Origin of the sequence: Mycobacterium sp. E802 (genome assembly GCF_001666875.1) — a bacterium.
GTDB lineage: Bacteria > Actinomycetota > Actinomycetes > Mycobacteriales > Mycobacteriaceae > Mycobacterium.
This window is the reverse complement of sequence record NZ_LZJD01000087.1, coordinates 18,221-29,062: the sequence shown is the minus strand read 5'-3', so window position 1 is coordinate 29,062 and position 10,842 is coordinate 18,221. Positions and strand designations below refer to the sequence as shown.

Sequence of the window (10,842 nt, the reverse complement as noted above, 5' to 3'; positions counted from 1 at the left end):
CGGCGCCGGCCGTCGTCGCACCTCGGATCGCCACGGTGCGCCACAGCTCGGCCTGATCGGGTCCGTGACCGGCGCGGCCACCGGTGCCTGGTTCTCGGCGGGTTTCTCCTTGGCGCCGCGGCGCGCCTCCACCGTGGCGCTGGTGGCCCTGGTCTCCACCCAGCTGGCGCAGACCTTGATCGACTCCCACAGTCCATTGGTGGTCGCGACCGCGGCCGGTTCGCTGGTGTCATTGGGCGCGGTGATCAGTACGCCTGGCCTCAGCCAGCTGTTGGGCTGCACACCGCTCGACCCGCTCGGGTGGGCGCAGGCGCTGACCTCGGCCGGGGTGGCCACCGGCGTCGCTGCTGTCGCGCCGCGGTTGGTGCCCCGCCTCGCACAAATCGCGCGGGCGTCGGAGCCGCCGGATCAGTCGTCGACGTCGAGTACACCGCAGCGCCACAGCACGGCGTACAGCTCCCGCAACGGGAGAACCAGGACGCGCGATACCGCGTCGGTCAACGGATCGGACGGAGCGCCGGAGCCGGAAGTTCTCACGCCTCTCACGGTGCGAAGCCGAGATCTCGAGAAATCGAAGTCGACGTGACCGAAAGGTGAGCAATGGCCGAAAAGTCGAAATCAACCCAGGGTCACCGTGGTGCCGTGCACACGGTGCGCCACGCGCGCGGATTCGCTGTGACGCTGCCCTTGGTGGGCCGGGTGAAGGTGCCTCACCCCGAGCAGCTGGCCTATTACGGTGCGCTGGGCATTCTGGCCGCGGTCGAGATCATCGACTGGCCGGTTGCCTTGTTGCTCGGTGCCGGGCACATGCTGATGCAGAACGAGCACAGTCAGACGGCGCGGGAGCTGGGTGAGGCGCTAGAGGAGGCGTGACCCCGCCGCTATCCCAGCAGGTTGGTCCGCAACGCCGTGATGGTCTCCGGGGACACGCCGGCCGCTTCCACGAAGCCGCTCACCGAGCCGAAGTCCTGCACCAGCCGGTCCCACGCGGCGGCCAGGTACTCCTCCCGCACGCCGAGCACCTCGTCCGTCAGCCGGGCCTCGGCGTAGGTGATCATCTCCGGCGCATCCTGGGCCCGGGCCCGCACCGAGTCCATGATCCGGTTACGCAGGGCCGGGATCGCGGTGTTGCTGGCCAGGAAGTCGGCGATGATGCGGTCGCGCTCGACGCCGACGGTCGCGAGCACCGTGGCCACGGTGAATCCGGTCCGATCCTTGCCCGCGAAGCAATGTGCGATCACCGGACGGTCCTGGGCCAGCATCGAAATCACCTCGCGCACCGCGGCGTGCGCGCCGGGGAGCGTCGGGAACTCCTCGTACACCTCGGTCATGTACCGCCGGGCCGCGGTGGCGACGTCCTCGTCGTCCCCGGATTCCGACATCACCCGCTGAAAAGTGTTCTCGTGCGGCGCATCCTGGTTCGACGGGTCGTCGGGGTGGAACGGCAGCAGGTGTACGGCCACGCCGTCGGGCACCTGCCCCGAACCCTGCCGTTGCACCTCCTGGTGCGACCGCAGATCGGCGACATCGGTGATGCCGAGCCGACGGAATACCGCCCGGCCGGCGTCCGAGAGCTGGCTGAGCTGACTGGAGCGGTAGAGCAGCCCCGGTCGGATCGCGGTCTCACCCGCGACGTCCCGAAAATTCCACGCCCCCGACAGCTCCCCCAGCTCGACGGTCACTGTGCCGTCACCGCCGGATTCGATTGGCGGCTCGCCGCCGTATCCGATTGGCGGCTCGCCGCCGTCGCCAGCGGCGACTTCTCCCGGCCCAACTCAGCACGGGCGATGGTGCGCATGTGCACCTCGTCGGGTCCGTCGAACAGCCGCATCGCGCGGTGCCAGGCATACAGCCGGGCCAGCGGGAAGTCGTCGCTGACCCCGGCCGCGCCGTGGACCTGGATGGCCCGGTCGAGGACGTTGCAGGCGATCTGCGGGGCGACGGACTTGATCTGCGACACGAGCACGTGCGCGGCCTTGTTGCCCTCCTGGTCGATGGTCCACGCGGCTTTCTCGCACAGCAGCCGGGCCTGATCGATCTCGTTGCGGGACTTGGCAATCGACTCGCGCACCACACCCTGCTCGGCCAGCGGCTTGCCGAACGCCACCCGCTTCTGCACCCGGTCGACCATCAGCGCCAGGGCCCGCTCGGCCGCACCGAGGGCACGCATGCAGTGGTGGATGCGGCCCGGCCCCAGCCGGGCCTGCGCGATCGCGAACCCGCTGCCCTCCTCGTGCAGCAGGTTCTCGGCGGGCACCCGCACGTTGTCGAACACGATCTCGCAGTGTCCGTGCTGATCCTGCCAACCGAACACCGGCAGCGAGCGCTGGATGTCGACCCCCGGAGTATCCACCGGCACCAGGATCATCGACTGCTGCTGATGCGAGGCGGCGTCGGGATTGGTGCGACCCATCACGATCAGGATCTTGCAGCGCGGATCGGCCGCACCGGTGATCCACCACTTGCGCCCGTTGATCACGTAGTCCGCGCCGTCACGCAGCATCGTCGTCTCGATGTTGCGGGCATCCGAGGACGCCACGGCCGGCTCGGTCATCGCGAATGCACTGCGGATCTCGCCCTTGAGCAGGGGTTCGAGCCACTGTTTGCGCTGCGCCTCGTTGGCGAACAGGTGCAGCGTCTCCATGTTGCCGGTGTCGGGCGCGGCGCAGTTGAGCGCCTCGGGAGCGATCTCCATGCTCCACCCGGTCAGCTCGGCCAGCGGCGCGTACTCCAGGTTGGTCAGGCCGGATTCCGAGGGCAGGAACAGGTTCCACAGGCCCAGCTCGCGGGCCTTGACCTTGAGTTCCTCCACCACCGGGGGGACCGTGTGATCCTTCGGGCCCTTTTCCTCGCGATAGGCGTGGTAGGACGCCTCGGCCGGGAGAACATATTCGGTCATGAAGTCGGTGAGCCGGGAGTGGTGATCAGCCGCCTTGGCCGACATCGCGAAGTCCATGGCAGCCACGATAGCCACATGGTTAGACAGGTAGAAAGGTGGCATGACCGGAAGCTCCGCTGGAAGCCGCCCGCCGTTCCCACCCTTCACTTTGGACACCGCGCTGCAGAAGGTTCAAGCCGCCGAGGATGCCTGGAACACCCGCGACCCGCAGCGGGTCAGCCTGGCCTATACGCCGGATTCGCATTGGCGCAACCGTGACCAGCACATCCTCGGGCGCGAACAGATCGTGGAGTTTCTCACCGCCAAGTGGGAGCGCGAACTGGATTACGTTCTGCGCAAAAGTCTTTGGGACTTTCGGGAGAACCGGATCGCGGTGCGGTTCCAGTACGAATGGCACGACGCCGGCGGTCAGTGGTACCGCAGTTACGGCAACGAGCTGTGGCAGTTCACGCCGGAGGGGCTGATGTCGCGCCGTGAGGCCAGCATCAACGACGTCCGGATCGAGGAGTCGCAGCGGCGCTACTTCGGCCCGCGCCCGGAATCGGAGTACGGCCGCGACATCGAGCTCTGGTAATTACGCGGCTCGCCGCGGTGGTAGCCGAGTGTGCAGGCCAGCACCCCGGCCAGCACCGCCAGCCCCATCACGGTGGCGGCCACGGCCGGCCAGCCTGCCGCGTCGAACGCCAGGCCGCCGACCCAGCCGATGACGCTGGACCCCGCGTAGTAGAAGAGGTTGTACAGCGACGAGGCCTGGGCCTTGCCGGTGCCGGCCGCCACGCCGACCCAGCCGGATGCGATGGCATGCGCGCCGAAGAACCCCGCGGTTGCGATCACCAGTCCGGCCAGGACCGCGAAGATGTTGCCCGCCAGCGTGATAGCGACCCCGGCGACCATCGTGGCGATCGAGCCCAGCAGCACGGCCTTGCGGCCGAACCGGCCGGCCTCGGCACCGGCCCGGGCCGAGGCCCAGGTGCCCGACAGATAGGCCAGAAAGACCAGGCTGACCACGGTCTGCGGCAGTCCGAACGGCGCCGCCATCAACCGGAAGCCGAGGAAGTTGTACATCGCCACGAACCCGCCCATCAGCAGGAAGCCCTGGCTGTAGAGCACCAGTTGGCGGGGTGAACGTAGGTTGTCCGCCAGTCGCCGGACCAGGTCGTGGGAGCGGGCCGGGGTGAAGCCGCGCGCGGGCGGGGCCAGCTTGACGAAGGCGAATGCCGACAGACCGCACAGCACCGCCACCACCAGCACGCCGACGCGCCAGCCGGCGAACTCGGCGATCGGTCCGGTGACCAGGCGGCCCGCCAGCCCGCCAATCGTGGTGCCCGCGACGTAGGTGCCTGCCGCGCGGGCGGCGTGCCCGGCATCGATCTCCTCGGTGAGGTAGGCGATCGCGACGGCCGGCACCCCGCCCAGCATCAACCCTTCGGCCAGCCGGCCGGACAGCAGCAATTCGGTGTTCGGGGCCATCGGCACGATCAGGCCGAGAACCGTTGCCGCGGTGATGGATATCGTCATCGCCTGGACGCGGCCGATGCGGTCGGCCAGGGCCGACCACGGAATCACGCCCAGCGCAAGACCAACCGTGGCCGCCGAGATGGTCAGGGCGGCGTGCGCGGCGCCGGTGCCCAGGTCGCGCGCGATCAGCGGCAGGACGGCCTGCGGCGAGTACAGCTGGGCGAAGGTTGCGACGCCGGCGCAGAACAGGGCCGCCAGCAGACGTCGGTACTCAGTCGAGCCACGCGTGTGCCCCTGCCACTGGACGGAGGTGGGGGAGGTGGTCACTCAGTCGACGGTAAGTCGCCGGCAAAGATGTGTCCAATGCATGGAATTAGTCACCCTTATGCACATTCTGCATAAGGAAGTCGGCCAGGCGGGCCGCCGCCGGCGGGAGTTGCCGGTCGGCGTTCCAGGTCAGACCGATCTGGCGTTTGGCCGAGCTCTCTGACAGCGGCACGTACGCGGCGCCCGGTTCGGTGCGCCCGGGGCGGGGCACCGGGACGACGGCAACACCGAACCCGGCGGCGACCAGGCCTTCCATGGTCGGAATCTCCATCGCCTCGAACACCACCGTCGGCGCGATCCCCGCTTCGGCCAGCAGTTCGTCGGTGAGTTGGCGCAGCCCGAAATCCGGCGCCAGTGCGATGAAGGGCTCGGCGCCGGCGTCGGCCAGCCGGATCCGCGCCCGACGGGCGAACCGATGTTCGCGCGGCACCGCCAGGCACAGCCGTTCCACATACAACCCGCGCCAGCGAAAGCCGTCCGGCCGCGGTGAGGTGATCGCCAGGTCGGCTTCGCCGTTGGCCAGGCGTTCGACGATGTGGTGCGCGGCGCCCTGGAACAGGTCGAAGCGCACCAACGGCGCCTCGACCCGGAACCGGCGCAGGAGATCCGGTACGAACCAGCCGGCCTGCGAATGCAGGAACGCCAGCCGCACGGTGCCGGTGTCGGGATCGCGAAGCTCGGCGATCCGCTCGGTGGCCGAACGGATCTCGGCGATGCTGCGGCGGGCATGCTCGAGCAAGATGTGCCCGTAGGCGTTGAGTCGCAGCCGCCGGTGCACCCGGTCGAACAGCGGCACCCCCACCTGCTCCTCGATCCGGGCCAGGGCGCGCGACAGCGTGGGCTGGCTGATGCCGAGTTCGGCTGCGGCGTCGGTGACATGCTCGGTTTCAGCGAGCACCACGAACCAGTGCAGCTCGTCGGAATGCATACGGCTGACTCTAAACGCGCTGATCACCGGGCGGGCTGTGCGATGCTGAGCCGCATGACCGGCAAGGTGCGGGTGGTGGTGGGTGATGACCACCCGATGTTCCGCGAGGGCGTGGTGCGCGCCTTGACCTCCAGCGGCGAGATCGACGTGGTGGCCGAGGCCGATAACGGTGCCGACGCATTGGAATTGATCCGAACCCACCGGCCGCAGGTGGCGCTGCTGGACTACCGGATGCCGCAGCTCGACGGGGCGCAGGTGGCCGCCGCGGTCAGCCGCGACGAGTTGCCGACCCGCGTTCTGTTGGTCTCGGCACATGACGAGTCGGCCATCGTCTACACCGCGCTGCAGCAGGGGGCGGCCGGCTTTCTGTCCAAAGAGTCCACGCGCAGCGAGCTGGTGAACGCGGTGCTGTCCTGCGCCAAAGGACGTGACGTCCTCGATCCGAACCTGGCCGCTGGACTGGCCGGTGAGATCCGTCGCCGCAACGAGCCGGACGTGCCGGCGCTGAGCCCGCGCGAACGCGAGGTGCTTGATCTGATCGCCAAGGGTCGTTCGATCCCGGCGATGGCCAAAGAGCTGTATCTGGCCCCGTCCACGGTGAAGACGCATGTGCAGCGGCTCTACGAGAAGTTGGGCGTGAGCGATCGCGGTGCGGTGGTCGCCGAGGCGATGCGCCGCCGGCTGCTGGACTGACATGGGCAACGGGCGCGTCGTCGAGTTCTTCACCACTCAGCCCGTCCGGGTCTCGGCCCTGCTGCGGCTCCCGTTGATCGGGCTGATCGTGGTGCTGGTCTCGGTGTGGGAGGTCGACCACTGGTTGCCGGCGTTGTACGCGGTGATCCTGAGTGTGTACGCGGCGGTGGCGCTGCTCTGGTTGGTGGTGGTGTTCCGCGGACCGATGCCGCCGTGGGCCGAATGGGCTTCCACCGCAGTCGATGTGCTGGTGCTCGTCACCTTGTGCGCGGTCTCCGGCGGTGCCACCGCGGCTCTGCTGCCGGTGTTCTTCCTGTTGCCGATATCCGTTGCGTTTCAAGACCGTCCGTGGCTCACCGCGCTGCTCGGTGCCAGTACCGCGCTGGGTTACCTGGCGGTGTGGATCTTGTACTCCAAGCGCGACGACAACGTCGGCCTGCCCGACATCGTCTACATGCACGTGGGGTTTCTGGCCTGGCTGGCGGTCGCGTCGGCCGCGTTGTCGTTCGTGTTGGCCCGCCGGTCCGCCCGGGTGCAGGCACTGCAGGAAGTCCGGCGCCAGTTGGTGTCGGAGTCCACCCGCGCCGACGACCTGCGCAATGCCGAACTGGCCGAACATCTTCACGACGGACCGCTGCAAACCCTGCTGGCCGCCCGCCTGGACCTCGACGAGATCCGGGAACGCAACCCCGATCCGGGGCTGGACCGGGTGCATGCGGCGCTGCAGGAGACCGCGGCCGGCCTGCGGTCCACGGTGACGGCACTGCATCCGCAGGTGCTGGCACAGCTGGGCCTCACCCCTGCGGTACGGGAACTGTTGCGCCAGTACGAGAACCGTCCAGATCTGACGGTGCGGGCAGATCTCGAGGAGGTGGGCCACCCCGACGGACAGGCGCTGCTCTACCGCGCGGCCCGCGAACTGCTGTCCAACATCAACAAGCATGCCGGGGCTCGCACGATCTCGGTGGGTCTGCACCCGTCGGGCGGGCGGGTCACGCTGACCGTGGCCGACGACGGTTGCGGCTTCGACCCGTCGACCGTGAGCCGGGCCGTTGCCGAGGGACACATCGGCCTGGCTTCGCTGCAGGTCCGCATCGAGGCCTTGGGTGGCTCGATGGCGATCAGTTCCGAGATCGGTTACGGCACCCAGGTGCGGGTCACGTTGTAGCCGCGGCTACTTCACACACGGTACGCCGGACACCTTCATCTGGCTCAGGTCGGTGGGTGCCGCGGATTTGGTGCCGGTCGCCGTCGCGGCCACCGTGGTCACCGGTGTGCTGGAGGTGGTCTCCTCCGTCGACGTCGCGGCGGTCGAATCCCAGCTCGAGTCCGTGCTCGAATCCCACTGCGACTCCGAGTCGCTGGATCCGGTCAGGTACTCGTCGCCGGGGAAGTCGGTGCCCAGCGTCAATTGCACTGTCCCGGGTACGATCTCGGAGGACGGGGTGGCCATCAGACCGAGTTCCTCGGCCAGTGACTGCGCGGCGTCCTCGGCGCCGGTCCCGTAGTCGATCGTGGTGACGGCCGCCAGGGATTCGGCGTCACCGATCTGTCCCTGAATGAATCCCTCTGCCCCGAAGGTGGTTTCGAGTTGCGCCGCCAAGCCGGTGTAGGTGGAGGCATTGATCACGTCGAGCACCGCACCGTGTCCGTCGAGCACATGCGCGGGTGCGGTAGGGGCGGTGCTCCCGTGGCCGGTGTCGCTGACCAGGTCACGGACGATGGCCCGGATCGTCGGGACGTCGACGATGTTGATGTCCTCGCCGAGCGAGTTCTGGCCGAATTCCTTGATCGGCAGGGTGTAGAGCGTGGGCGGTTCGCCGGTCAAGGCCGAGGCGCGGCTGGCGAAGCTGGCCAGGTCGAAACCGGAGTCCAGCGCGACGTTCTGCTTGGTGACGTCAAGCAGCTCACGCAGCTTGCTCGGGCTGGACAACGCGCCGCTCTTGCCGAGGGCCGATACCAGTGCCGCGATGAACGCCTGCTGGCGCCGGGTGCGGTCGAGGTCGGTGAAGTTCTCGTCGTTGATGTCGCGACGCTGACGAACGAAGGCCATGGCCTGTGCGGCGTCGATCTGCTGAACTCCCTTGCGGAAGTCGGCTCCCGAGTACGGGTCTGCGGTATCGGCGTTGAGGCAGACGGTGATCGGTGCCACCGCCTTGGCGATCTGGAAGAAGGCGCCGAGGGTGACCTCGACGAAATGGTCGATCGGGATGCCCAACAGGTTGCGGACCGTGGCGATCTGGGCTCGGCGCCCGGCCTCGCGGGCCTGCTGCTCGTGCGTCGACGTGTCTTCTTCGGAATCGGACTCCAGTGATTCCATCTCGCGTTGGTAGGCCCAACCGTAGGCCTGCTTGATCTTGCCCTTGCAGGGGTCGACGTCGCAGCCCGCCAGCTCGACGTAGTCGTCGCGGGGGATGGAGAACGCGGTGGCCGGGCTGCCGTCACCGGGGAGGTGCACCACGATCAGCACATTGGCGTTGTATCCGCCGACGGTCTCGTCGCCGGCGTGCAGTGCCTGATAGATGTCCTCGGGGAGCGGGTTGCCGTGCTGATCCAGCCGGCTGTCCAGGCCCATGATCAGAATGTTCTCGGTGTCCCCGGTGGAGACCGGTCCGCCTTCCAGCGCATTGGACGTCGTGATGCCGTCCAATGCGCCGTGGTAGGTCACCCAGCCCATACCGGTTCCGGCCAGCACAGCGGCCGCGGTCAGACCGATGGCGGCACGGCGGGCGACCTGCACGCCCCGTCGCGGCATCCGGTGCCGGGGAGCATTGGTGGCGTGCGCAGGTGCATTCATGGCACCTGCCATTATGAGGCCGTTCGCTGAAGCTGCTCGCACCGGGGAAAATCCCTGGTCAATTCGGCTGTCACAGCATTACCGTGCGCACCATGAAACTGCGCATCGCTCTGGGCATGCTGGTGCTGGCGGTCCTCGCGCTGCTGTTGAACGAATTGCTGGTGACCAGGGCACATCGCCCGGCCGAGGCGTCGGCCGGTGGACATGTGCTGACCTTGGACGGACCGGATCTCAACGTGCGGGAGTACGGACCGCCGGGGCAGCGCGCGGTGGTGTTGTTGCACGGGTATTCGGCGTCGATCGAGTGGTGGGATCGCGTGGCCCCGCAGCTGGCCCGCGATCAGCGGGTGATCGCGATCGACCTGGTGGGCCACGGCGGCTCCGAGGCGCCCAACGATGCGGCGGACTACACGGCTGCGGGGCAGGCCTCCGCGGTGCACGACGCTCTGGTCACGATGCCCGACTTCGTCAGGAGCCCAGCGCTCTAGTCCCTCCGCGAGCAGTCACAAACCCGTACTGTTTCGCCCGAAAAGCTACCGGTTTACGTCTGCTCGCGGCGCTCAGGAGCCCAGTCCGCGGCACTTAGGAGCTGAGCCCCCGCGAGATGACCAGGCGCTGAATCTGATTGGTGCCCTCGAAGATCTGGGTGATCTTGGCTTCCCGCATGTACCGCTCGACCCGGAAGTCCCGGGTGTAGCCCACGCCACCGAACACCTGCACGGCATCGGTGGTGACTTTCATGGCGGCGTCGGTGGCGACCAGTTTCGCCACACTGGCTTGCGTGGAGTACGGCAATCCGAGATCGCGGCGGCGCGCGGCATCCAGGTAGGTGGCCCGCGCACTGACCACGGCGGCGGCCATGTCGGCCAGCAGGAACCCGAGCCCCTGATGGTCGACGATCTTGCGGCCGAACGTGGTTCGCTCATTCGCGTACCGGACGGCCTCGTCCAGTGCGGCCTGGGCAATGCCGACGGCCACCGCGGCGATACCGAGCCGGCCGGAATCCAACGCGGAGAACGCAATCGACAGACCCTGGCCCTCGGCACCGATCAGCCGGTCGGCATCCAGGCGGGCGTTGTCGTAGAAGGCCGACGTGGTGGGCACCGCGTGCAGACCCATCTTTTCCTCGGGTTTGCCGAAGCTCAGCCCGTCAAGATCCCCGGGCACCAGGAAACAGGAGATGCCCTTCGACCCTTCGCCCGTGCGCACGAACAACGTGTAGAAGTCGGCCTTGCCACCGTGGGTGATCCACGCCTTGGAGCCGTTGAGCACATATGCGTCACCGTCGCGGGCGGCCTTGCAGTTCAGCGCCGCGGCGTCGGATCCGGCCTGCGGCTCAGACAGGCTGTAAGCGCCGATCTGTTCCCCGGAGAGCATGCCGGGCAGCCAGCGCTGCTTCTGCTCGTCGGTGCCGAACACCAGCAGCGCGTGCGACGACAGGCTGTGCACGCTGACCGCGACGCCGATGGCGGCCCAGCGCGCGGCGATCTCCTCGAGAACCTGCAGGTAGACCTCATACGGTTGCCCGCCGCCACCCCACTCCTCGGGTTGAGGCAGGCTCAGCAGCCCGGCCGCGCCGAGCTGGGCCATGACGCCCTCGGGGTACTTCTCGTCGCGTTCGTACTCGTCGACGATCGGGTCGAGGACCTTGTCGGCGATGTCACGGGTGAGCTCGATGAGGTCACGAGCCTCATCGGAGGGAAGTAGGCGGTCCACCGGCATAGTTGCATCTCCTAGTTT

The 10,842-nt window shown here is 68.1% G+C and carries 12 protein-coding genes and 1 pseudogene; 6 read left to right on the top strand and 7 right to left on the bottom strand.

Features of this window, described 5'->3' with window-relative positions:
• Positions 1-64 precede the first annotated feature (64 nt).
• A pseudogene (locus A5699_RS30295) lies at positions 65-289 on the top strand (hypothetical protein); the annotation flags it as partial.
• Between the two features lie 119 nt (positions 290-408).
• Here the strand turns inward: A5699_RS30295 and A5699_RS30150 are convergent.
• On the bottom strand, positions 409-537 hold the full coding sequence (locus A5699_RS30150; protein ID WP_255376488.1) for an Rv1535 domain-containing protein: 129 nt from the start codon (positions 535-537) through the stop codon (positions 409-411).
• 63 nt (positions 538-600) lie between these two features.
• Here A5699_RS30150 and A5699_RS13680 point away from each other — a divergent pair, with 63 nt between their 5' ends.
• Entirely contained in the window at positions 601-873 is a 273-nt protein-coding gene (locus tag A5699_RS13680) for a hypothetical protein (RefSeq protein WP_067770084.1), read from the top strand.
• Between the two features lie 8 nt (positions 874-881).
• Here A5699_RS13680 and A5699_RS13675 read toward each other — a convergent pair whose 3' ends face one another.
• Entirely contained in the window at positions 882-1,682 is an 801-nt protein-coding gene (locus tag A5699_RS13675; protein WP_067770082.1) for a tyrosine-protein phosphatase, read from the bottom strand.
• Positions 1,679-2,944, bottom strand: a complete 1,266-nt coding sequence (locus tag A5699_RS13670; RefSeq protein WP_197508288.1) for an acyl-CoA dehydrogenase family protein — start codon at positions 2,942-2,944, stop codon at positions 1,679-1,681. The genes A5699_RS13675 and A5699_RS13670 overlap by 4 nt, the downstream gene beginning before the upstream one ends.
• Before the next feature lie 55 nt (positions 2,945-2,999).
• Between A5699_RS13670 and A5699_RS13665 the strand changes: the two genes are divergently transcribed.
• Entirely contained in the window at positions 3,000-3,473 is a 474-nt protein-coding gene (locus tag A5699_RS13665; RefSeq protein WP_067770078.1) for a nuclear transport factor 2 family protein, read from the top strand.
• Here A5699_RS13665 and A5699_RS13660 read toward each other — a convergent pair.
• Both A5699_RS13660 and A5699_RS13655 read right to left on the bottom strand, forming a co-directional pair.
• Positions 3,419-4,684 carry an MFS transporter gene (locus tag A5699_RS13660; RefSeq protein ID WP_067770076.1) on the bottom strand — a complete coding sequence of 422 codons (1,266 nt, stop codon included), beginning with the start codon at positions 4,682-4,684 and terminating at the stop codon, positions 3,419-3,421. The two genes, A5699_RS13665 and A5699_RS13660, sit on opposite strands and share 55 nt — an antisense overlap.
• Before the next feature lie 46 nt (positions 4,685-4,730).
• Positions 4,731-5,612 (bottom strand): LysR family transcriptional regulator, encoded by an 882-nt coding sequence (locus A5699_RS13655; protein ID WP_067770074.1) that lies wholly within the window; start codon positions 5,610-5,612, stop codon positions 4,731-4,733.
• Between the two features lie 42 nt (positions 5,613-5,654).
• On the opposite strand from A5699_RS13655, the gene A5699_RS13650 reads away from it, so the two are divergent.
• Together A5699_RS13650 and A5699_RS13645 are read left to right on the top strand one after the other, a co-directional pair.
• Positions 5,655-6,305: a response regulator transcription factor gene (locus A5699_RS13650; protein ID WP_082957702.1), complete on the top strand. Its 651-nt coding sequence runs from the start codon at positions 5,655-5,657 to the stop codon at positions 6,303-6,305.
• A 1-nt stretch (position 6,306) separates the two neighbouring features.
• On the top strand, positions 6,307-7,473 hold the full coding sequence (locus A5699_RS13645) for a sensor histidine kinase (RefSeq protein ID WP_067770072.1): 1,167 nt from the start codon (positions 6,307-6,309) through the stop codon (positions 7,471-7,473).
• Positions 7,474-7,479: 6 nt separating this feature from the next.
• Here A5699_RS13645 and A5699_RS13640 read toward each other — a convergent pair whose 3' ends face one another.
• The gene (locus A5699_RS13640; protein ID WP_067770069.1) at positions 7,480-9,102 is read right to left on the bottom strand and encodes an LCP family protein; all 1,623 of its coding nucleotides are present in this window, start codon (positions 9,100-9,102) and stop codon (positions 7,480-7,482) included.
• Positions 9,103-9,194: 92 nt separating this feature from the next.
• Here A5699_RS13640 and A5699_RS13635 point away from each other — a divergent pair, with 92 nt between their 5' ends.
• Positions 9,195-9,590: an alpha/beta fold hydrolase gene (locus A5699_RS13635; RefSeq protein ID WP_082957701.1), complete on the top strand. Its 396-nt coding sequence runs from the start codon at positions 9,195-9,197 to the stop codon at positions 9,588-9,590.
• A gap of 94 nt (positions 9,591-9,684) precedes the next feature.
• On the opposite strand, the gene A5699_RS13630 is transcribed toward A5699_RS13635, so the two are convergent.
• The gene (locus A5699_RS13630; RefSeq protein WP_067770067.1) at positions 9,685-10,824 is read right to left on the bottom strand and encodes an acyl-CoA dehydrogenase family protein; all 1,140 of its coding nucleotides are present in this window, start codon (positions 10,822-10,824) and stop codon (positions 9,685-9,687) included.
• Between the last annotated feature and the right edge of the window lie 18 nt (positions 10,825-10,842).